This window comes from Bacteroides sp. OF03-11BH (genome assembly GCF_003604005.1).
Taxonomy (GTDB): Bacteria; Bacteroidota; Bacteroidia; order Bacteroidales; family Bacteroidaceae; genus Bacteroides; species Bacteroides ovatus.
This window is the reverse complement of record NZ_QTMW01000067.1, coordinates 1-21812: the sequence shown is the minus strand read 5'-3', so window position 1 is coordinate 21812 and position 21812 is coordinate 1. Positions and strand designations below refer to the sequence as shown.

Genomic DNA, 21812 nt, shown 5'->3' with positions numbered 1-21812 from the left:
TACCATAGAAATATGATAAGGCGCTGGGTGCTTAGCCTACACAAGACGGCCCGTAAGTTCTGGGCCAGCGTGGGCGTTGTGACACAGGAGATACAGGACATCATCGGCAGTGAAATCGTTAAAGAGGCCATCATCAACAACAGCGACGTGGTGATGCTGCTTGACCAGAGCAAGTTCAAGGAGCGTTTCGACACCATCAAGGCCATTCTCGGACTCACCGATGTTGACTGCAAGAAGATATTCACGATCAACCGTCTGGACAACAAGGACGGCCGTTCGTTCTTCCGGGAGGTATTCATACGAAGGGGAACGACAAGCGGCGTGTATGGCGTGGAAGAGCCGCATGAATGCTACATGACCTACACGACCGAACGTGCTGAGAAGGAAGCCCTGAAACTCTACAAGAGGGAGCTCCGGTGCAGCCATCAGGAAGCCATTGAAGCCTATTGCCGGGACTGGGATGCCAGCGGCATCAGCAAGTCCCTGACATTCGCCCAGAAGGTCAACGAGGCCGGACGGGTACTGAACCTGAAAGCAAAACAATAACATGAATCAAATAATCAGTTGCAGACAATGGAAAAGATAGACATTAACCAGAGTGTAGATACACTTGACTTCGGAAGTAAACATGGCTTACGCATCCAACAGGTATGTCGCGGGTTCAATATCAAGACTATCCGTGACTTGTGCAAATGGCCCGGAAGGGATTTGGTAAGGTTGCGCGGAATTGGAGGAAAAAGCATTGATGAAATAGAAGATGTGTTGAAAAAATACAACCTCCGTTTGGGTATGTTCAACGAGGAGTTGGATAAGTATGCCGGTATCGGAAATACCACACCGGAAGATAAAGAAGAAGAGGCGAAGTGGGAACAGCGCAGATATGAGATTGCCAAGGAGATGTTCGTGCGCAACCGTCTGGTTGCAAACTCCGCCGTAATTGAGGCCGATGCGCTGATACGTGTATTGAGAGGTATGACACGCCTTTAACTGTTGTCTGATTTTAATCGAAAAAATCCATGATGAAGCGACTGTCACTTGTTTTTGCAGTTCTGCTGCTTGCCTTCACGCAGCATGTCCACGCCCAGTATTACAGCGTGAACTATGACGCACGTACCGTGGCGGCAATGGCAGCCGCGTTCGGTACGGAGGTCGTGGCTGAAAGCTACTACCGTGAGCAGGTCGATGACATCCTGAAGCACTATACGGCGGCGGAGGTGGCGGCAGCCGGAATCTTCTCTTCCAAATTTCTGGAACACAAAGCACTCTCGGACCTCGGTATCTGGTGTAGCAGCACGGAAAACTACTATTACCGCCGCATCTACCACATGGTGGCCGACAAGATCATACCGAAAATCTGGGTGGTGGCAAAGCAGATGCTTCACTCCCCGCAGACAGCGATCCACTGGGGCAGCTACCTGATGAAGGTGTGCGATGAGACGAAGAGCCTGTGTATGCAGTTCGAAAGCGTTGTGACAAACAGTACACTTTCGTTCTCGGACATCGCTTTTCTGGAGATTAACAGCGAGGTCGTGCCTCTGCTGAAACTTTCGGAACTGGGCGGTATAGACTGGCAGCGGATGCTGGACGATTTTTCCCGGATTCCTGACCGCTTTACACGGGAGAACCTGCAAAGCGACCTTGACAATCTCTACAATCTGGGTGTCGGTCTGGCAACGGCCGGTGCGAGTAATCTCGGCGATGCCCTGCTGCCTGAAAGTATGTTCCATAACCTGCTTTCGGGCAAGGTCAGCGAGATTGCCAACCTGTACGACCATTACTCCGGTCTGTTCGAGGAAGCGGAACAAGGTATCGGGAACCTGCTGCTGGACAAGATCGGCGGTCCTGACAACGTGGCCGGCCTGTTCGAGTTCGGGGATTACGACCTTGCCGGCTGGATCAGTGACTATATAGACGACGAAGCCGGGACTTATTACACGCAGCGCTGGTACATCGCCAGACGTGACCAAGGCAGCGTGTCATTGTGTGACTATTACCCGCCCACGGACGACAACAGCATCCTGAACGGCGGTGAGTGGACCCGTTTCGAAACGAGCGACCCTGGTTTTTATCCCAATGCCTCGCAGCGGGAACAGGCTCTCTCCAACTCGGAACGATATGCCGGATGGTCGAGAAACCGTGTACAGCAGCTCAACAACCAGAATGACGGCAACACTTACAGCATCAACTACTGGCAGAACGCCTACATCATCAGCCGCGGCGGCAAGCAGACAAAGAAGGCTTACGCCTACGAGATACATGTCAAGAAAAGCTGGAACCATGAGGAAATCGTGTATGAAGAGATATTCGATTCCTACACTATGGATCTGGAGACCTTCAAGGCGCAGCTCAATGCCCGTCTGTCGGAATTCAACGAGAACGAGGACGGCTATGTCTATTACATAGCTTCCGACGCGCGGAACTACTATCAGGCAACGGATGCCGCCAAACTTAAAGGATGCGAGAGCGTGACCATCAGCGTCACCTGCTCGGACGGGGCCACCCTGGGCCAAGGTTCGACCCAGTACAAATGCAGGAAATGCGGCGGTTCACCCAATGCCCATACCAAGGATTGCTCCATGCAGACCTCCGTGACGGAAAATGAACTTGACTTTTCGGAATTGGATGAGCTGATACGGGAGGCAGACAACCAGGTAGCCATGCTTCAATCACAGATCAAGGCACTGGAGGATGAGAACAAGGAGCTGCTTAAGAAAATATCTGAGGCCAGTGTAGAGGATGCTGCCGTTTACAGGCAGCAGTACAACGCCAACCTGACGCGTATCGGAGAGTTGAAGGCAGAACTGGCCGAGTGGCAGAAGAAACAGAAGGAATACGCGGATGCGAAGCAGGAAGCGGCAAACGACAATGACGTGCCGACGGACGACTATTACCGTATCCCGGCCATCATGCAGGACTGCAAGACGGCCTACAGTCTGTCGTGGCAGGACAGCGGTTCGTGGAACGGATACACGTTCGTCCGCAAGGCGACCATGCCGAATATAGACGGCGAGATAACTTTCAAGGCAACCGTCAGCATAGCACGCAAGCCGAAATACTTCCTTGGCATCAAGATTCACCGTGCCATTGTACAGATCAGCTGGGAACTGACCTCGCAATACACCGACACGTATGTGGCCGACGTGTTGACATTCGACCCGGACCTTCCGGAAGAAGAAAAAGAGCGGATCGTGAATGAACGTATCGCGGAAATCGCCCGGGAGCATCCGTCATGCAAGATCACGACGGAATATGCCCGTACCACCCCGATGGAAGATACCTCTACCGGAGAGGTGTACCACCTGCTGTGGTCAAGTGACCGTCTTGAAATCGCGCGTGAAGTGGATTCCCGGATTACGCAGATATACGCCGACCTGGTATCCCTGGAAAAGATGATGCATTACAAGCGCAGCATCATCGACGTGCTGAAGGATGTACTGCCGGATCTGAATATGGACGAAGGGCGACGCCTCACTCTCGTGGAAGAATGCCATGACCGTTGGGTGGAAAACGCCCGTAGCCTGCGAAGCGGGAGAAAGGAGGAAAGACCATGAAACGGGCCTTGCTGATAACCATAGTGCTGCTTGCACTCCTGCCTGATGTCGTCAAAGCACAATGGACATTCGACGTGGTGTCCGTTGAAGCCTATATCAATGACCATAAGAAGCAGCGTAGCTTGTTGCTGGCCCGAAGTACCCTTGAGTACAGCAACCAGCTGCTGCACGAATACAGCCGCAAGGAGGTCGGCGAATACAAGGAACTTAATATCGACCTTGACCGGTACACCCGTGCCTTTGATGTCATTGATGTGATGTACCAGTCGTTACGCACGGTATTGAACGCAAAGAATACCTACAATACGGTAAGTGACCGGATAGCGGACTACAAGTCGATGCTGGAGGCATTTCACGAGAAGGTGCTGAAACGCGGACGCATCGAACCCTCCGACGCCCTGCTCATCACCATCAACGAGAAAGCCATACGGGATATAGCCCATGACGGGGAGCAACTCTACAAGTCGGTCAGCGACCTGGCGCTGTATGCCACGGGAGCGGCGGCCTGCTCCACTTCGGATCTGCTGATGGTGCTGGAGGCCGTGAACAGGTCTCTGGACGACATCGAACGGCATCTGAACCGGGCCTATATGGAGACCTGGCGATACATACAGGTAAGAATCGGCTACTGGAAGTCGAAGATATACCGTGAACATACCAAACAGGAGATAATTGAAGGAGCCTTCGGACGTTGGCGCAACTCCGGAAGGCTGGATTACTAACGATAAAAGGGAAAAAAGATGAACAGAAAACTCATGCTCATGACGGTTGCGATCATTGCAACAGCAACGGCACAGGCGCAGTATGTGACCTATAACCACGACTCGCCGAAGCAGAACCAGATTACGGTCATGGAAACCGGTGCGGGCTCCCTCACGCCGGAACTGTACTACTGGGCATTACACAACAAATACAAGAAATCGGCAGCGGCAAAGAACAAACTGGGGTTCCGCACGACAGCCGGCATCAACCTCTATAACCAGACGGACGAAGCCGAATCCATCGATTCGGCATTGGTGAGCCGCGCGAAAATAGAGGCCCTGAACGTGGCGGACCGACAGGCTGATATCGCCTGGCTTGCCGAAGGTGACAAGATCAACGGCCAGATGGAAAGGATGAAGCGTAACATCGACCGTATCCTTCCTGCCGGGGGCACCCCGGAGGACAGGGAACGCTGGACGGAATACTATCATGTTTTCCAGTGCGCCATTGATGCTACCAGGGATGCCTATATGCCCAATGCGCAGCGGAAGAAAGAGTATCTGCGAATCTACGACGACGTGGTGCAGCAGAATGAGATTCTTGTCAGCTATCTCGCCAAACGGCAGAATGCCACCCTGACGAGCAACCTGCTGAACGCGACCTCGGACCGTACCTTGGACAAAGGCAGCGTCATCAGGGAAGCCATGAGCCGCTGGAACGAATCGCGTCTCGTGGTGCGTGGCTCACAGTCGGGCGGCAGTTCCGGGGGTGACGGTGAAGAGAGTGTAAACAGGTGAAACTAAAAAGACAGACGGCAAATGGCAGACGGAAATATACTCACTGATTTCGGTATCAATCTTCTTGAGGAGGAGATTGACGATGTGATTTTTCAAACGAACGAGTTCCTCACGGACGCGACGTTTACGGGTTCGCAGGGGCCGTTCTGGTGGTTGCCGTTACCAATTATCCAAAACACGATTTTAGTCGCTGTAAATCAGTCATTTATAAATTCTTGTCTCGTGACACAAAATCAGCGAGGGACAAAAACGGGACAAAACCACGGAAAAATAAAGTCAAGAACACTTCGCCCGAAATATCCCTTGTGGAATACCTCTGTTTCGTTTGCAAAGGTACAAATTTGTCCCTTGAAAAACGAGGGGAAATCCCTATTTCTCTCATTCACAACTCATTTTCCTACCATTGTACTCCAAATGTGGTTATTGCAAGCGATTTTGACCTCAAACAGCATGACTTGCGAAAATCGGGTGTTAAATTTTGTTTTGCACTCTGATGGACATTTTCAAAAACGAGAACTGGCAATAGAACCAAAGATTTGCCACCCTTATTGTCCAATCCTTGGTTTTGTGAATGTTTGAACGATAGACATTTGAAGATGCTGAATTTCAAGTGAGTGTCCGACCAATCTACCACATTGTAGCATGGTAAAATAGAACCAAAGAATTGAAAATCAGCACTTTTAATAAACCATAACGGCTGCTTGAATATCATTGGCAACAATATACCTTTGCAGCCGAAATCGATAACGAAATAAACAAAATATCAGATTTATGACAGAAAAGAACGCATTAAAGATGAACCTCGACCATGAGCGCAAGATAGTGGAGCTTCAGTCGAGAGTGAACAAGTTGGAGAACCTTTGCTATATGACAAAGGAAGTGTTGAACCTTGAAGAGGCTTCCGCCTTTCTCGGCATTGCCAAGAGCACGCTCTACAAGATGACGCATCTTAACCAGTTGCCGTACTTCAAGCCTGCTGGCAAGCTCATATTCTTTGAGAAGAAAGCCTTGCTTGACTGGGTACGAGGAGCAAGAGCCATGTCGGAGGAGGAGATAAGACTGGAGGCTGCAAAACGTCTGAATGAAATGAACAATAGACCATAGCATCATGACGAAAGATGAACTTGTAAACAGTCTGCAAAAACGTGACCCTCTGTTGGCTAATGCGGTCAGCAATATGGTAGACTACATTTCCGACCGCTTTCCTGCTGCTTACCCAAGCAAGGAACAGACGGAAGCAGTCAATACCTATCTTCATTCGGTCTATGCTGACGGTGACGGAACCATGTCTGAAAGAAACTGTGAGCATCGAAGAATTGCATCACAGAAAATTACCATCAATGCCATACAAGTGCTTGACAGCCCCCAACTTGACCGACTGCAACGTGTGCTTGACCATATCGCATACGACAAGGAGTATTATATGCCAGAGAGAGGCTTCGGCATGAGGCGATAGTTTCTCTTTTGACGGCAGAGAGTTTTCCGCATAACAGCATGAACAGATTTACACAACAAAGATAAAACAACGATGAACAGTAATATTTTCAACAGCATTATCCTGAGTAATGAACAAGTAAACTATCTGATGGGTGGCACGGCTGGCATCAACCGTCTTTCATGCCTTTATCAACTCATTCAGATTGTGACACGACAGATTGAAACATCAAATGAGGTTGGGGAATCCACAACCGCATTATGGGAGGTGAACATGTCAGAGGTGGCTCTATCCAAACTATGGAAGTGTGACCGAAAAACCGTCTCCAAGATGCTTGACCACATGAACAAATTGGGCATCCTTTCTTCTGTACAGACAAGACGAGGAAGTGTTCACACATTGCTCTGCATTTCTGCATGGATTGTTGACTGCAAGAAATATGTCAATCCTCACTATGTTCCCATCAACCAAAGAGACTGTTCCGGCAAGTCTAATACTATGACTTCCACAACCGCATTCCCTAACAAGGAGGATCCGCCCATCAAGAATGGCGGTACTTCTCCTACACAACTTGCCAACAGTTCCTTTTCTTCCCTAACTTCAGGAAATGGCGATAATGGCGAGGAGGAAGATGTTCCACCGCCAAGCGTCTCTGACATGGAACTGGAGGCAGAAGCCAGAAGGCAATTCTTCAAAGAACAGATGGAAGCGGAGGATGCCCCACAATTGCTGTTGCTTGGGTAATTTGAAAACCGTTATACAACAAGTCTGTGAACTGGTGCAACCCCAATGCGTAGCGTGCTTGTGCGTAAACTCTGATAGCAGTGCTATGCAAGAAATACCAATGTCATACAAACGCACTTCGTTTGTACGTATGCCAATGGACTTCTTGAACGCTCGCAAGCTCGCATTGGGTTGCACACTTTTATAGAAGCAATACTTGGTATGAATAAGAAAAATATAGAAAAGGAAGCACCGAAATACACGAGCCGCCTGATAGTAAGGCTGACACCACAGCTTCATAAGGAGATAGCGGAATATGCTGCTCTTTGCGGACTGACCACAAGCGCATACGCACGCAAGCGGTTGGAGGGCAAATATCCCAAACAACGCTTGACTGACAAAGAAATGGAGGCTTTGAACAGCCTTTCGGATGCCAGGGGCGATATACAGAAATTGTTCGGCTTTCTCAAAGGACGTCCGCTTACGGAACGTGAGAACATTCTCCGCAGCGAAATCTTTATGAAACGATGGAGAACAAGCGCAGAGGTGATCTTGAACCGCATGATTGAGATAGAGAAATACTTAACACAATAGAACATACAACATATATGATAGCAAAAGCAAAGGTAATAAGTCATGGCGCAAATGCCATACGTTACTCAGTGGATAAGGACAAGGCAGAGATTGTTAAGACCAATCTCTTGCCCGATGATATTTCCCCAACGGCAATGTGGGCAAGAATGCTTGCCTTGCAGAAGAAGTTTGAGGACAAGTTGAACCGTTATCATCCGCTCAAAAGGAACATGATACGCATTGAGGTTTCCCCAACCTCGGAGGAAACGCAAGGTTGGACGATGGAGGAATGGCAGAGGTTGGCGGATGACTTTATCCGTGAGTTTGATGCGGTTGACCTTTCAGCCAAGTCGAAGCGCAAGAGTGCAAAGGCAACCAACCTCAAAGACAGCCAGTATGTAGTTGCACTCCATCATGACAGCAAGAGTGGCATTATGCACCTTCACATTGATGCGAACCGCATAGACATGAGGGGCAACGTGAATGATGCCCATTATATCTACGAGAGAGCGATGGCCGCTGCCGCCAAGGTTGGGCAACAGCGTGGTTGGAAAGATGCACAAGAGGTGAGCCGCCAAAATAAGGAAGCGATAACCAATGATTGTCTTTCCGTTTTGGCTAAGATGCCGTACTTTGATTGGGGACTATACACAAAATGCCTCACGCAAATGGGGTATGATGTCAAACTACAATCCGACAGCAAAGGACAAGTGCGTGGATATGCCATTAAACGAGGCAATTCCATTTATAAGTCCTCGGAACTTGGCAAAGGTCGTTGTCTGATGCCCTCAAAGATTGAAGGCACTTGGGCAAAACTACATCATCAAGAATTGGAGAAACCAGTTTCAACTCCAACAAAGAATACCCAACAGCCAAAGATTATGACTGTACCCAAACCCATGCCTACTGCGGACAACACTCCAAAGATACGTCACTTCGACTTTTATACGGATGAGTTTCATCATTATCCTGTTGATATTGCTCAGAATTGTCTGGATGTCATCGACGAGAATATAGCTTTGGATGCCGACAATGTGTTTGCCAAGATTGGCGATGTGCAGAAGACAGCCATTCTTCTCTTTGCTGAATACATTGATGCTGCCACAACCATTGCCGCCCAGTCTGGCGGTGGCGGAGGTGGTGCTACCTCAAGTTGGGGACGTGACAAGGACGAGGATGAACTGTCATGGGCGCATCGTTGCGCTATGATGGCTAATCGACTGTGCAGACCTCGCAAGAAGCAAGGATATGGCAGATAACCGAATGTTCAACCAACAGCACTGATATTATGCCAATAGGTAAAAGTAAAATCTCAGATATGGATTTCGGATCTTTCGAGAACTCGATTGACAAGAATATCGAAACAGACAATGCTTCGGACAAGTTTGACCAACAGCTTCAAGCCTACAAGGATGCTGGTAATAGTTTGACTTTGGCAAAAGGTGGCATTGAAATGGCTACTGCTTCCATGCATGAAGCAAAAGAAAAATTGAGTGAAGCCTCAGATAAAGCGAATACTGTCACCAAAGCTATTGAAGCCTACATCGGCAAAGTAAAAGACATAACTGTCAAAGCTAAGGTTGATGATGCCGATATGGAACAGGCAATCAACAACAGGAAGAAACTCATTGAAAACGAGTCCAAACTTCTTGAAGACCACCGAAAGGCGAATAAGGACATCCTCACTCGCCATTTCTATGATATGTCTAATATGATGTCAAGAAATGAAGGAATTTGGTTGTCGAATGGTTGGGTAAAGACTTTGCTTTGGATATTCTTGCCGTGTTTCCTTTATACGGTCATTTCGATTGTATATTTTGTTGCATCATACATAGACAAGTAAGCTGAGGATGGGAAGAATTATACTCTGCAAAGGAAAGGATAGAAATGTAAATAAACCGTGTCTAACTATAACTTTTATAGCCTGACACAGTTTATTTTAGATTTTTATCGGTTTGACTTAACCGATTGAGAAATAAACTATTAGCGAATTATTTGAGAAATAGAGGTAACGATTTGGCAACAGTGCGAATTTCAGCGTTTTGCGTTGCTATGCTGTCAAATAACTCTTTCATTTGCAAATATAACATCTTTTTCCGAAAGTACGAACTGTTGGCAGCAATTTTATAAAATCAACTTGCGAAAAACGAAAATCATTCATCCCATTTACAAGTTGGCATGTTAAGAACATTGTCCGCTTTGTCATTTTGTTACCGGGATTTGTCCGCATGGTAGGAGAAGCGTACCAATCAGTCAAGTATGTTGTTTCATTATGTAATAGCCAGCTGTTTTTTGTGTAATACTCCGATAACGCTTTCTTTTTGCTTTTTATATGTGCAAGGGTCAAGTCCCCCACGGATAGTTACTTCGTTGGAGATTTTGGACTATATCACAACTTGGTTCAGAGTGATAATTTAATGTGTGTCAATGCACCATGATGTTTTTGGGTAATCTACCATCTTGCTATTTGTACTTGGTTCAGAGGTTGTTATTCCTGAATATCTTTCAACTGTAATAGGACCTCTTGATGCCGTGTAGAATTCTTTGGTATGAGTTTTGTAAGGGATAACTTTCTCCAATAGTGTTTTGAAATTATTATATATTTCTGTGTCTGTACCACATAAAGTCTGTACATAATCTCCGAAATCATAGAATATCACAGGGGAGTAGCCATCCATACGCTGAATATTTATAGCTTGTGTACTATCAAAAGAATAATTAGAGTGAATATATTTCATTAGTTCTGCCAACTCATCCAAGTAAGAGCAGTCTGTTACAGCCAACGTTCCATAAGGATATTGATAGTTAGAATAAAACTGATAAAATGACTCACATATAGCTTTGTAATCTGGTTTTTCTGATAAGAGATATTTGCCTATTGTGGAATATGGCATACCAAAGACCATCACTTCTGTTGGACAGGCAATCATATAGTTGGTTACATGGCGTAACTCATAGGCAACTTCCAACGATGACATATAGCAATCATCAAATAGAATATACTCCATTGACAATCCGTTATTAGATAAGCTTTGAGCAAGAGTGCTTATGTTTGTTTGGTATTCTGCTGTTAATCCGCCAAAAAAACGTGTCATAGGAACATTCTCAAAATCCCAATGATAAACAAAATCTTCCTTCGCTTTGCTACGGCTTTGTACAACAGGAAGCCAGCCCATGCCGTGACAACCGATAATCATTGAATAACTTTCAGCAGGAGCAAATGTTTTCATATCTCCGAGAATCTCTGTCAAACCAGCTTCTGTGGTAAAAGAGGGATTTACATATTCTTTTAAGATAGTCCTTTTACACGAACCGTTATTTAAAGTTATTTCAAACATCTCCGATTCAGAAGGGCTTGTAGATAAAAACACTATAATTCTTTCATTCTCTAATCCTTTTTCTTGTATAGCTTCTTCCATATCAGAAATGTTATTATAAAAATAACTTGTCAGATTTGTTGACCATGGGAGATACATAAAAACTGTTCTTTGATTATTGGTTTCTATTTCAAAGTCTTCTTTTTCACATGAAATAAATAAGAATACCAATAGTATAAAAGGCAATATTTTTTTTATTCTCATATTATTTTGATTTATAGTTCCGTATTCACGTGTATTTTTCCGAAAGTTTTTGGAGCTGTACGAATGCGTTCTCCACAATTCTTGCATACCATAACATAATGGCGTATCTCTTTGACAACACTAAACTCAATTTTTGTATTTCTATTTATAACAAGACTGTCAAGAACCATATTCCAATACCCATATAAACGAATTTCCACTTTTTTATGCGAAAATGTACTTGTCATATATGCAATAGTTAGAATAACCACAGCAATGATAAGAAGGAATCGTTTTCTACTCTTCAATAAGAGGTTCGTATCTTTTATTTTTTGCATCATATCTTCCCATTCTTTTTAATATTTGATTTCCAAGAATTTGTATATTCTTGTCTCTTGTTAAATTATTGTATGCAAAGGTAGTGCTTTTAGCCTTTAAACTACTATCACACAACCCCTTTCTTTGAAAAGAACGTAAAATCAATAGTATTATTGCTGTGATTGTACTTTTATTAACATAAAGCACTAAGCAGCCAAAGGAGAACAAGAGCAAGGAAGCCGTGGAGACCAACAAGGACATCGAGCAGTTGTTGCTTTCCATCCAAAAGGCTTTCGATGTGCTTGTGGAAAAGAGTACGGACTTACCTATTTCTACCATTCGGGACGACACTCGTTCGCCAGCCTCATTACGCTGGAGGCAGGTGTGCCGATGTAGACCATCTGCAAGATGCTCGGTCATAAGGATGTGAAGATGACGCAGCGGTATGCGAGAGTGACCCCAAAGAAAGCGCATCCTTCGTTTCGACAAGATTAAGACCAACGGCATTCGCATCGTCTTCGACAGCGCAAGGGCTTGTCCGTGCATCAACAATGTTTCAGGATACTAACTTTCATCAAACTCTCAACTATTCATCCGTATCCGTGATACTACTCGTCTGACATCGCGGACACTTTTTCTTTATGATAGCTATGAAGAAGTAATTGCCCTTTATTGTTTTTCCAGCCATTTTTTTACACACCTTATAGCTCTGATTTGTTCGCTTCCGCTAAACTTAGAATCGTCTTTCGTTTCATTTCCTTCCAGAACAGCTTCATAAAGAACAAGAAAATAAAAATCGGAAGGGTTTATCATTCGTTCCATAATTAATGGAACTATTTGTTTTCCCATTGATTTGAGAGGAATGAACTCAGGCAATTTTGCATATGAATATGTGCTTGCACTATATCGCGTCTTAGGATTATGATCTATTGCTATGTTCCATTTATCCACTAAACTTGCAAAACGATTTCTTATGCTGTCTGGAACTTGTGAAGCCAATTCTTTTATTTTCTCTTTCTCTGTATTTGTTAGAAAGTCTCTCGTTGATAGGCTGTCTTGTTTGTTGTCAGCATTGGAATTCCAAATACTCTCTGGTTCATGTACAGTTTGCAATGGTACTTTAACAATAGAGTCAGAAGCCACTTTCTCATAGTCATTTGGTGAGTGATTGGTTTGCTCTACAAAGGTTTTAAATAGAAAATTTCTTCCCCAACCATTACCAAATATAACATCTAATGGTTCCCCTGTATCTTTCCATATTCTGACTCTTGCTGCAAATCCAAAATCAAATTTAACGGCAGTACTATCATATGTAAAAGTTACAGTATAGTACTTTCTTCCTATCTGTTTTTTTTATTTCAGGAAAGCTGTCCCCATAATCCTCCTTTTGGAAAACTTGAACATCCGATACGTTAGCCTCTTTAAAAAATGGAACATACGCAGGACCAAAGGTCAAAGCCACGTTTCTTGCGCTATTTACAAGAGTACTATTGTCTAAGACCTCTGGTCGCTTGCATGAACTCAAGAATAGTGTACATAATACCGCTATTCCCCAAACTACAATTATTATAGATGTTTTATTTTTCATTGTTTGATTTGATACAATTAAAACTCTCTACTACTCATTTCCCTTTGCCATTTTTGACACCACTTTTATAAGAGTATAGTCATAGCTTGATCCATCTGCTGGTGGATTGGCATATATGGTCTTCGTAGCCAAAAGTTCGTACTCGTATCCTTTCTCGTATGTAAAGCCTTCAATTCCGTTGAACTCGCATGGATCCCAAGTCTTTTCTCCCTTTTCTTTTATCAACATACATTCGTGTGGTGTACCCGTCATACCGGTACATTCTCCTGTTGTGGCAGAAACATATAGTGTTACAGTCTTCTGCTTGTCTTTGGGTTCATCGTCATCATTTAAACAGCTTGCAAACATTGTAAATACTGTTAACAAAATGAAGAGAATCCCGATTCTTGTTTTAATTTTTTTCATAATTCGTAATTTTAAATATTTATATATGTGTGAAAATATAATTATAATTGACTGTTTGAATGCAATTTTTAATTTGCATTTCGCATGAACATGTTACCAATGACTTGATTATGTCTTTGCCTTCTTATTTTAAGATTGCACTTTCACTATTTTGATGTTTGTAATCTGGTGACTTTGATGTCTTCTTGCCATAGTCAAAACTATAAACAATTTTCAGATTTGCATACTGATTATAACTACGACTTTGATCTATTTGTTTGAAAGAATAATATGATGCAGATAATTCATCTACAATGTTATTCTTCATCATGAATAAATTGTTTGCATTAGCTTCGATAGCCCAATTCCCATGATTCCACATAGCCGATAGTTGATACCGCCAAAATGTCTTTCTGTTAATCTGGCTGTCTATCAAATCTCTTGACGGTGACGCTATGGATGCACCAAAAGAAAAATCCCGAACATAGTAGTTTATCATAGCAGTCCCAGAGAATGCAGACAAATTACGATGCTCAGCTCCTCCTCGAACTAAATGTTCAACCCATTGACCGGATAACTTCATATTAAGTGTACCAGAAGGTTTATAGGTTATAGACATATCTGCACTGGGACGATGATAGATACAGTCATCTCTAAAAGTGCTAATAAGATGCCCGTCTCGAATATAGTAATCCGAAATAATCGAATGATTCTGGTAAAAGTATGACACTCCCGTTTGCAAAGCGAATTTGTTAAGGTTCAAGGTATGGCTTAATCGCGGATTCAAAAGAATGGAATTATCCATATTCGGATTACCTTTGAGAATGATGATAGGATCTATCTGCTGTTCTACATTGTTAATCGTATTTATTCTCGGATAGGTGTTTCCCAAAGCGAACATAAATTGAAGTTGCTGTACTTTATCTATCCTATAAGTAGCCCTTGCTTGAAGTCTCGGAGTAAGATGATTGATTGACTTCATCCCCTCCAAACGATATGTTAGAAATGACAGTCCAGGATTAATATCAAAGAAAAAACTCCCTAAACGTTGGGAATAGTCTGCAAAAAGGATGGTTTCGGACGAATGCAAATTTTGATTATATGCAGAAGTCCCAATGTATTCGGAATCACTAATTCTCATGAACTCGTATAAACTGAAAGCCAATCTATTTCTATGACTGAACGCCATAGAATAGTTTGCATTCGCTTTGATGTAATAATAATCTTCCTTGACAAGTGAACGAAAAGACACATTATCATCGTTATAGAGACGGTCATAATCGTTTCGAGAATAATATCCATCAAAAACATAATCCAACGATTTTGTGTTAGAAAATGTATGTAATCCATAGAAATAAACACTTGGACGATAAGATTTGTTTCTTGTGTTAATGTCCAAAATGCTACCGTTCTTGATTGCAGCAGCAGTTTTCCAATACTCCGTCATTCCATTATTGACACCGTTTTTTGAGGCATTCCATGCCATACCACCTCTAAGCATCCAAATATATTTTCTTCCTCGGTTGCTGATTGATGCCTGTACATATTCTTCCGTTTGCCTATTGTCAGCATTATTGTAATGCTGTAGTCTATTCAGTTGATAATCAGGGAAAATAAAAGTCTCATTCTCGTCCATAGACGATTTTGGATTTTCCAAAGAATATCCAGCCCAAAGGTTAAAGCTTTTGGTTCCTGTGACAAATTTCGAAATAAGATTGTAATCACCATAGAGATAGCCTACATTCTGAGACGCATCAAGTTGCGTGTAGCCACCATTGTTGAGTGGTTTCATTATTATGTTTATAGCATATGCATCTTTTGCATATTTACCAGTCGGCACATCAAAATATTCCACTCGAGAAACGTCCTTCGGTCTTAAAGACTGTACCTCTCGAAAATCAACTTCACGCCCATCTATATAGAGAGTCGCAGCCCCATTGGGAGTTGTCACACTTCCAGTCGAACGCTCAACAGACACTCCCGGAATCATGAGATTGCTCAACAGATCATAACCAGTTACTGCATGTTTACGTTGCTCTTTTGTTGGAATAGCAAGGATATGATCACCTTCTCTTGTAAGATAAGATGACTTTACAACAACTTCACCAAGTTCTTTGCCTTGAATAAATGTTTTAGTTGTATCTGGTTTTTGTGCATAAGTTACGTGTAGGCACAAATTCATTATGATGACTAACAATGCTTTCATCTATTGATTTTTTATTGTTTTTATTATATAACGGCGAGACAATATTATTATTGTTATGTTCAGAGTCTATCGTATAGTTTACGTTTGCATTGTAACCATAAGCTTTCTTGGTTGCCTCAAGTTCGTTGTCCGTCATGCGCTGATAAACCACCATGCCGTAGAATGGTTTCAGATTTCCATTCTCATCGGTTGCATCGCCCAGTTTCTGCAAAGTGTGCATTTGTAAATAATTTGACTCTGTTTTTGTGAGGAGTAAAACTTGCATATAGCGGTTTTGCATACTTTGACTTGCCGAACCGCGCATGATGAATCCTGACACAGCATCATAAAACCATTCTGTCTTGTTATATGACTTACCATCGGTATCGCCATGGTGGAAACCTATCAGATGACCGTCTGACTCAAACCAATAATCCATATATCCACCGCCATAAACTGTCTTGCGGTAGTCTGTTTGTGAAAGTCTGCCGTTATCCTGCACTTTATACATGCCTATGACTTTCCATCCATAGCCCTTTACCTTATTTTCAATGTCAGCAGCACTTACGGGCTTTAATCCTTTAAACACACAGCATCCATCGTTGTTAATAATATAAGTCCTATCGAACTCATAGTCAATAACTGTAACTGGTCCGCTAGGTTCCTCAGTCATATCACAACCTGTAAAAGAAACGATACTGAGCATCGCCATCAAAAAAATCCAAATCCTTTTCATTGCTTACTTTATATTTATGTATTAAGTCCTTTTTCTTGAAATTTGTATGTATTATCCTCTATTGATTCGTTCCACCAATTCATCTGGTGTAAGTATCTCCATCTTAGAGAAACCAAACCACTTCTTGCCCAAGTCCTTTATGGATGCTCCTATGTGATAAACATCATCGTCTATACAAAGGAAGCGGTCATGTGATAAACGAAATGTTTCAACATCAATCGGTGCATATTGAGCATTATGACGGTCTATATCGAGTTGGAACTGACGGCTTATCTGCTGAGTGTAGATGATTGCAGACACGTTATTATCTCTTTTATCGAGCAATGTCAGTACAGTCTCGTCAACATAGTTGTCGATAAGGACAATACGTTTCTTTGCACTCTTAATCAAGTCGGACACGAAAGTATAGGCATCATAAACTTGCCCATTGTAGAACACACCCTGCTTCGGCTTTGCGTTGCCCTCGTCCAATCTGCGAAATACCTCGTCTATGCGTTTGTCTGTTTCTTGCTGATGTTGCTGCATTTCCAGTTGATGGTACTCCATTGTTGAAAGACGTTGGAAAACTTCTGCATTTGTCACCATGAAACGTCTCATTGCAACAAATGCATCCATAATTCGTATGCTTACACGAATTGCGGTTTCACTTCTAAGAACAGTGGAGAGCATAGCCACTCCCTGCTCCGTGAAAGCATATGAACGAACTGTTGAGTGCTTCAAACTATTGAACCGGTCGCAATTTGCGACCAGTTCAGCCATTTCCTCCTTAGTCAGTTGAAAACGGAAACGCTCAGGGAAACGTTCTATATTACGTTTTACAGCCTCGTTTAATCTTTTAGTTTCCACTCCGTAAAGTTCAGCCAAGTCTCTGTCTATCATAATCTGCTTTCCACGAATAGACATTATTCGACTTTCTACAGGAGTGGTAACTACGACTTCATCATTTTGTAACTGGTCACAATTTGCGACCAGTTCTCCTTTATCTTGATGTTCTATATTATCCGCCATATTTCTATCTTTATTTTTGAGATCACAAATTGTGACCTTAAACGTGTTGTTACTTATTATTGTATGCAAAGGTAGTGCTTTTAGCCTATAAGCCACTATTGCACAAACCCTTTCTTTGAAAAGAACGTAAGATCAATAATATTATTGCGTTGATTGTACTTTTAGTAATCGCTTCACTCGTTGTACGGTACTTACCCCTTTACCACTCAACTTTGCCACATCCCGAATGGAATACCCCTTGCGGAGCAGACTTATTACTTCCCTATATTCGGCTTTCATCTGTTCTACCGTTTTTACAGAGCCTACCTTGCGTCCGAGTTTTCCACCTTTCTCTATATACTGCTTCCGTCCTGACTGCAATCGGAATGAGATATTGTCACGTTCCAATTGCGCACAGGTCGAAAGCGTGGCTATCATTATCGGGGCAAAGAGGGACGGATGTCCTTCATCGTCCAATAATGTAAATTGTTCCTTTTGTATGTAGAGGTTGATGCCACAGTCTATGAGTTCCTTGACAGAGGCAAGCACCTCAAACGCATTGCGACCCAATCTTGACAGTTCACTGACAAGTAGGATCCCAATGCGGTTTGCCTTGCAGTATTCCATTGCCTCACACAACACTGGACGCTCATCATTCTTCTTTGCGCCAGAGATGTGTTCCTCAAAGACCTTGCAGACTTCGATACCCTTATATTTTGCATACTCCGACAAGTCCTTGACCTGTCTTTCCGTGCTTTGTCTGTCACCAATACTGGAGACACGAGCGTATATTACTCCTGTTGTCATCTATATCAAAGATTAAATTGAACATGAAAAAGCCTGTGTCCAGACAAGTCTTGCAGATTTATTTGAACACAAGCGTTTTTTGAATACAGCCTGACGGCAATTTCCCAACAAAAGGGAAGAAGTAAGACTTCTCCGTTGTTCGCACTCTGCTGTATGTCTCAATCAAACACGCCATTAAACAGATTGACCGCCTCTATCTTCTTTTCAAGAGCCACTTTTGCATAAACTTCGGTTGAAGTGATGCTTCCATGTCCCAAAACATCCTTCACTGCTGATATGTCTGCTCCTGCTGAGATAGCCAATGATGCTGTCGTATGCCGTGAGCAATGGTAGGTCAAATCCTTTTCTATGCCTGCCTTTTCTTTAAGTCTTCTTACGTATTTCGATACGTTGTCTGACTTCTTGACAAGGTGAAACACAAGACTTTCCGGATTGTCATCAGTCCGAGGTGGCAACAACGATTGTGCCATTTCATTGAGCGGAATAATGGCAGGACGCTTTGTCTTTCGCTGTATGATGCTGATTGTCGGCACGCCATCTATCATTTTAATATCACACCACCTTAGATGCTGCATATCGCCAAGGCGAAGGGCTGTCATGGATGATAAGCCAAATGCCAGTTGTACGGTTCGTTCATTCTCACATTCAGCTTCCACCGCCAGGAAACGTGTGAGTTCTTCGGGCGTAAGATACTCTCTGTGTTTGTCAGGAGCATGGAAGCGTTCCAACTTGTTTAGACTGTGTACAGGATTGAATTTTACAAGTCCTTCACGCATAGCCTTGTTAAATATCGCTTTGACTGTTTCCTCAAACAACAGTAATGAGTAATCAGCCAACCGTCCTCCGTTGGTCTTGATTTGGCGTTTGTTGCGATACTTGTTGCGCATATAGTCAAAAAGACCGCAAATTTCATTTTTACTGACATCTTTCAGCAGGATGTCTTTCTTATCTACTCTCCGTAAATAAGTGGCGATACGCTTGCGGACAACATTCTTATGACCTATCATCTTCTTGCAGTTGCCACAATCAACAGACCATTTGATATAGTCATCGCACCATTGTAGCCAAGTCAAGCCGTTGTCTTGTTCTTCGCTTTTGGCATTCTCTTTCTCCAATACAGGAGGGGTGAGGAAGCGCTCTGCTCGTATCTCCATAGCCTTGTTGTATGTAAGCCGATTGTGCTTTGCAGCACCAACGGCATCATCGGGCAAGAGATAGAGGTGCAAGTTTTCTCTCTTGCGGAAGCCAGTCTCGTAGTATTCCAGATATAAGGCTCTTTTGCCTTCCGTCAGCTTACGTTCCTTGATTTCTATCTTCATTGTATTACTGGTATTTGGTCAAACATTCCGTTCACGAGGTTCACGGTTTCCAACTTCTTCTTGTCAACAATCTTGGCGTAAATCTCCGTCATCTTGATGCTCTTGTGTCCGAGTATCTTGCTTACTACATAGATACTTGCACCAAGGGTCAGGAGCATCGTAGCCGCCGTATGTCGTGAGCAATGGTAGGTTATATGCTTGGTTATTCCTGCTGCCTCCATCCATTCTTTCAGCACCACTTCTACAGTTGTAGATGTGATTGTCAAGTTGTGGAAGATATTGTCTATGCCTTCTTCTCTTTTAGGCATCCACTTCTTTGTTTCTTCCGACAAGGGGATGGTTACTCTGTCCTTGGTCTTGACTTGGATATGGTCAATGTATTCTGTCTTGCCGTCAGCAGCCTTGTGGATTTCACTCCAGTTCAAGGCTTTCATGTCGCTATATCGCAGACCTGTGAAACAGGAGAACAGAAAGGCTTTCTTCACCAGTTCATAACGGCATGGTGTGTTCATCACCTTCTTTATTTCCTCTATCGTCAGAAACTCACGCTCAGCCACTCGCTTCTGTGGCTTCTCCTTTGCCTCCAACAGCAAGAATGGATTTTGCTCAATCAGTCCGTCCCTTACTGCCTTTGCCAATGACGAGCCGAAATAGTTGACGAACATACGGCAAGTGGTGGTGCTGAGTTGTTTCTTTCCATCATTGTAGGTGCAAGTCTTCAAAAAAGTAATGAAGCCTTTGCAAAACTCCTTATCCACATCTTTCAACAGAAACTCCGGCTTGCCTATATGTAATAGGTATTGGTCAATGCGAGCATGAGTGTTTCGCTTGGTCTTCATGGAAGACTCAGACAACTCGGCATTGTACTTCACAAAGTCATCCATCCACTTGGTAAGTGTCATGCGTGACTTCTTCACCTTGTCCCAATCCACAAGACCCTCTCTCTGGATGTCAAGAATGCGCTGCGCCTTGATTTGCTCTGCCAACTTTCTTGTATTGGCGTTTTGCAACTTGGTTGCAGCGTTGATTTCTGGCACAAGATAGAGTTTCAACGTCTCTTTCTTTCTCAATCCCTTTTGGTAAATGTCAAGATAGAGGCTGATGTTGCCACCTGCTATCTTCTTTTCTCGGATGCGCACTGGCTCCTTCAAACGGATTTCCTTCTTCTTTCGTCCCATTTTATTTCCTTTCTTTTCTGATGTTAATATATTCTTTTATCACTGATTATCAAGCATTTAACTTGCGATACAAAGATAATACAACGAGGGACAAAAACGAGACAAAAGTGGGTAAACAATCCGCTAATTTAGGAAAGAATAACGAACCAATCCAAAATCGGCTTTCATTCCTAATAGACTGTAAATCAGTGATATTACATCACTTTACTATCCTTTCATTTCCGATGGTTAGACCCGCTTGGGATAATTGGTGGTTACTGGTGGATACTGCAGATGTGCATGGCTCTGGCCGCCTTGTTCTCGCTTGTCATGGCGGCAGGTATGGCCTACAAGATGATGGTGAAGCATGAGCCGCTGGATGTGATGAAGCTGTTCAGGCCGCTGGCTGTTTCCATCGTTCTCTGCTGGTGGTATCCTCCTGCAGACACGGGTATGGCCGGCAGCGGAAGCAACTGGTGTTTTCTGGACTTCCTTTCCTACATCCCGAACTGCATCGGTTCGTACACGCATGACCTGTACGAGGCGGAAGCCACACAGATAGCGGACAAGTTCGAGGAAGTGCAGCAGCTCATCCACGTAAGGGACACGATGTACCACAGCCTGCAGGCACAGGCGGATGTCGCCCACACGGGAACATCAGACCCCAACCTTATCGAGGCGACCATGGAGCAGACCGGTGTGGATGAAGTGACCAGCATGGAAAAGGATGCCGCGGAGCTGTGGTTCACCTCCTTGACGGCCGGTGTCGTCGTGGGAATAGACAAAATCATAATGCTGATTGCCCTTGTCGTGTTCCGCATAGGCTGGTGGGCGACTAACCTACTAAACACATTATCACATTATAAATAAGCGAATTAATTCTTACTTTATTAGAATGGATAACAAAAAAGCAACAATGATATAATTTATTTGTACGTTGTAGCGTAAGCATTCGAAGAAATGCACCTTTTACACTTTGAGGTTTGGTTG

At 43.6% G+C, this 21812-nt stretch carries 20 protein-coding genes and 3 pseudogenes; 14 read left to right on the top strand and 9 right to left on the bottom strand.

Features of this window, described 5'->3' with window-relative positions; genetic code table 11:
• The 12 genes and pseudogenes from DXA54_RS26030 to DXA54_RS25975 all read left to right on the top strand — a co-directional run.
• Positions 1–546, top strand: a pseudogene (locus tag DXA54_RS26030) (conjugal transfer protein TraG); the annotation flags it as partial.
• Between the two features lie 27 nt (positions 547–573).
• A complete protein-coding gene (locus DXA54_RS26025; protein ID WP_007216019.1) occupies positions 574–987 on the top strand; it encodes a DNA-directed RNA polymerase subunit alpha C-terminal domain-containing protein in 414 nt (137 codons plus the stop codon).
• Between the two features lie 29 nt (positions 988–1016).
• Positions 1017–3551, top strand: coding sequence for a hypothetical protein (locus DXA54_RS26020; protein WP_165863290.1), 2535 nt, complete (start codon positions 1017–1019; stop codon positions 3549–3551).
• A complete protein-coding gene (locus DXA54_RS26015) occupies positions 3548–4273 on the top strand; it encodes a hypothetical protein (RefSeq protein WP_005807085.1) in 726 nt (241 codons plus the stop codon). Before DXA54_RS26020 ends, DXA54_RS26015 begins: the two co-directional genes overlap by 4 nt.
• A gap of 18 nt (positions 4274–4291) precedes the next feature.
• Entirely contained in the window at positions 4292–5050 is a 759-nt protein-coding gene (locus DXA54_RS26010; protein ID WP_120081031.1) for a DUF5045 domain-containing protein, read from the top strand.
• Between the two features lie 21 nt (positions 5051–5071).
• Positions 5072–5629, top strand: a complete 558-nt coding sequence (locus tag DXA54_RS26005) for a hypothetical protein (protein ID WP_120081029.1) — start codon at positions 5072–5074, stop codon at positions 5627–5629.
• A 192-nt stretch (positions 5630–5821) separates the two neighbouring features.
• Complete coding sequence (locus tag DXA54_RS26000) at positions 5822–6154, top strand: helix-turn-helix domain-containing protein (protein WP_120081027.1); 333 nt, start codon at positions 5822–5824, stop codon at positions 6152–6154.
• Between the two features lie 4 nt (positions 6155–6158).
• Positions 6159–6506, top strand: a complete 348-nt coding sequence (locus DXA54_RS25995) for a hypothetical protein (protein WP_004311700.1) — start codon at positions 6159–6161, stop codon at positions 6504–6506.
• A gap of 72 nt (positions 6507–6578) precedes the next feature.
• Positions 6579–7229 (top strand): hypothetical protein, encoded by a 651-nt coding sequence (locus tag DXA54_RS25990; protein WP_120081025.1) that lies wholly within the window; start codon positions 6579–6581, stop codon positions 7227–7229.
• A 201-nt stretch (positions 7230–7430) separates the two neighbouring features.
• The gene (locus DXA54_RS25985) at positions 7431–7802 is read left to right on the top strand and encodes a plasmid mobilization protein (protein WP_039848667.1); all 372 of its coding nucleotides are present in this window, start codon (positions 7431–7433) and stop codon (positions 7800–7802) included.
• Between the two features lie 14 nt (positions 7803–7816).
• Positions 7817–9040 (top strand): relaxase/mobilization nuclease domain-containing protein, encoded by a 1224-nt coding sequence (locus tag DXA54_RS25980; RefSeq protein WP_120081023.1) that lies wholly within the window; start codon positions 7817–7819, stop codon positions 9038–9040.
• Positions 9041–9099: 59 nt separating this feature from the next.
• Positions 9100–9624, top strand: coding sequence for a hypothetical protein (locus tag DXA54_RS25975; RefSeq protein ID WP_120081021.1), 525 nt, complete (start codon positions 9100–9102; stop codon positions 9622–9624).
• Positions 9625–10195: 571 nt separating this feature from the next.
• Here the strand turns inward: DXA54_RS25975 and DXA54_RS25965 are convergent.
• Positions 10196–11362 carry a clostripain-related cysteine peptidase gene (locus DXA54_RS25965; RefSeq protein WP_009017615.1) on the bottom strand — a complete coding sequence of 389 codons (1167 nt, stop codon included), beginning with the start codon at positions 11360–11362 and terminating at the stop codon, positions 10196–10198.
• A gap of 630 nt (positions 11363–11992) precedes the next feature.
• Between DXA54_RS25965 and DXA54_RS28325 the strand changes: the two are divergent.
• Positions 11993–12154: pseudogene (locus tag DXA54_RS28325) on the top strand (tyrosine-type recombinase/integrase); the annotation flags it as partial.
• Between the two features lie 174 nt (positions 12155–12328).
• Here the strand turns inward: DXA54_RS28325 and DXA54_RS25955 are convergent.
• The 8 genes from DXA54_RS25955 to DXA54_RS25915 all read right to left on the bottom strand — a co-directional run bounded on the left by DXA54_RS25955 (position 12329) and on the right by DXA54_RS25915 (position 20843).
• Positions 12329–12802, bottom strand: a complete 474-nt coding sequence (locus tag DXA54_RS25955) for a hypothetical protein (protein WP_120081017.1) — start codon at positions 12800–12802, stop codon at positions 12329–12331.
• A 475-nt stretch (positions 12803–13277) separates the two neighbouring features.
• On the bottom strand, positions 13278–13595 hold the full coding sequence (locus DXA54_RS25945; protein ID WP_165863289.1) for a DUF4377 domain-containing protein: 318 nt from the start codon (positions 13593–13595) through the stop codon (positions 13278–13280).
• A 181-nt stretch (positions 13596–13776) separates the two neighbouring features.
• Complete coding sequence (locus DXA54_RS25940) at positions 13777–15837, bottom strand: hypothetical protein (RefSeq protein WP_120081011.1); 2061 nt, start codon at positions 15835–15837, stop codon at positions 13777–13779.
• Positions 15764–16489: a hypothetical protein gene (locus DXA54_RS25935; protein WP_133304696.1), complete on the bottom strand. Its 726-nt coding sequence runs from the start codon at positions 16487–16489 to the stop codon at positions 15764–15766. Before DXA54_RS25935 ends, DXA54_RS25940 begins: the two co-directional genes overlap by 74 nt.
• Positions 16490–16603: 114 nt before the next feature.
• On the bottom strand, positions 16604–17560 hold the full coding sequence (locus tag DXA54_RS25930) for an ORF6N domain-containing protein (protein WP_120081007.1): 957 nt from the start codon (positions 17558–17560) through the stop codon (positions 16604–16606).
• Between the two features lie 141 nt (positions 17561–17701).
• Positions 17702–18346 (bottom strand): recombinase family protein, encoded by a 645-nt coding sequence (locus DXA54_RS25925; RefSeq protein ID WP_120081005.1) that lies wholly within the window; start codon positions 18344–18346, stop codon positions 17702–17704.
• A gap of 158 nt (positions 18347–18504) precedes the next feature.
• Entirely contained in the window at positions 18505–19665 is a 1161-nt protein-coding gene (locus tag DXA54_RS25920; protein ID WP_120081003.1) for a tyrosine-type recombinase/integrase, read from the bottom strand.
• Positions 19662–20843 (bottom strand): site-specific integrase, encoded by a 1182-nt coding sequence (locus DXA54_RS25915; RefSeq protein WP_005819454.1) that lies wholly within the window; start codon positions 20841–20843, stop codon positions 19662–19664. Before DXA54_RS25915 ends, DXA54_RS25920 begins: the two co-directional genes overlap by 4 nt.
• 273 nt (positions 20844–21116) lie before the next feature.
• Between DXA54_RS25915 and DXA54_RS25910 the strand changes: the two are divergent.
• Positions 21117–21659: pseudogene (locus DXA54_RS25910) on the top strand (hypothetical protein); the annotation flags it as partial.
• Positions 21660–21812: the final 153 nt, after the last annotated feature.

Bases quoted from the DNA above. Each gene is read 5' to 3' on its own strand.
- DXA54_RS25995 (WP_004311700.1), top strand. From the start codon at position 6,159: ATGACGAAAGATGAACTTGTAAACAGTCTGCAAAAACGTGACCCTCTG.
- DXA54_RS25980 (WP_120081023.1), top strand. From the start codon at position 7,817: ATGATAGCAAAAGCAAAGGTAATAAGTCATGGCGCAAATGCCATACGT.
- DXA54_RS25965 (WP_009017615.1), bottom strand. From the start codon at position 11,362: ATGAGAATAAAAAAAATATTGCCTTTTATACTATTGGTATTCTTATTT.
- DXA54_RS26025 (WP_007216019.1), top strand. From the start codon at position 574: ATGGAAAAGATAGACATTAACCAGAGTGTAGATACACTTGACTTCGGA.
- DXA54_RS26005 (WP_120081029.1), top strand. From the start codon at position 5,072: ATGGCAGACGGAAATATACTCACTGATTTCGGTATCAATCTTCTTGAG.
- DXA54_RS26010 (WP_120081031.1), top strand. From the start codon at position 4,292: ATGAACAGAAAACTCATGCTCATGACGGTTGCGATCATTGCAACAGCA.
- DXA54_RS25945 (WP_165863289.1), bottom strand. From the start codon at position 13,595: ATGTTTGCAAGCTGTTTAAATGATGACGATGAACCCAAAGACAAGCAG.
- DXA54_RS25935 (WP_133304696.1), bottom strand. From the start codon at position 16,489: ATGACTGAGGAACCTAGCGGACCAGTTACAGTTATTGACTATGAGTTC.
- DXA54_RS25930 (WP_120081007.1), bottom strand. From the start codon at position 17,560: ATGGCGGATAATATAGAACATCAAGATAAAGGAGAACTGGTCGCAAAT.
- DXA54_RS26020 (WP_165863290.1), top strand. From the start codon at position 1,017: ATGATGAAGCGACTGTCACTTGTTTTTGCAGTTCTGCTGCTTGCCTTC.
- DXA54_RS25920 (WP_120081003.1), bottom strand. From the start codon at position 19,665: ATGAAGATAGAAATCAAGGAACGTAAGCTGACGGAAGGCAAAAGAGCC.
- DXA54_RS25990 (WP_120081025.1), top strand. From the start codon at position 6,579: ATGAACAGTAATATTTTCAACAGCATTATCCTGAGTAATGAACAAGTA.
- DXA54_RS25940 (WP_120081011.1), bottom strand. From the start codon at position 15,837: ATGAAAGCATTGTTAGTCATCATAATGAATTTGTGCCTACACGTAACT.
- DXA54_RS25985 (WP_039848667.1), top strand. From the start codon at position 7,431: ATGAATAAGAAAAATATAGAAAAGGAAGCACCGAAATACACGAGCCGC.
- DXA54_RS26015 (WP_005807085.1), top strand. From the start codon at position 3,548: ATGAAACGGGCCTTGCTGATAACCATAGTGCTGCTTGCACTCCTGCCT.
- DXA54_RS25925 (WP_120081005.1), bottom strand. From the start codon at position 18,346: ATGACAACAGGAGTAATATACGCTCGTGTCTCCAGTATTGGTGACAGA.
- DXA54_RS26000 (WP_120081027.1), top strand. From the start codon at position 5,822: ATGACAGAAAAGAACGCATTAAAGATGAACCTCGACCATGAGCGCAAG.
- DXA54_RS25975 (WP_120081021.1), top strand. From the start codon at position 9,100: ATGGATTTCGGATCTTTCGAGAACTCGATTGACAAGAATATCGAAACA.
- DXA54_RS25915 (WP_005819454.1), bottom strand. From the start codon at position 20,843: ATGGGACGAAAGAAGAAGGAAATCCGTTTGAAGGAGCCAGTGCGCATC.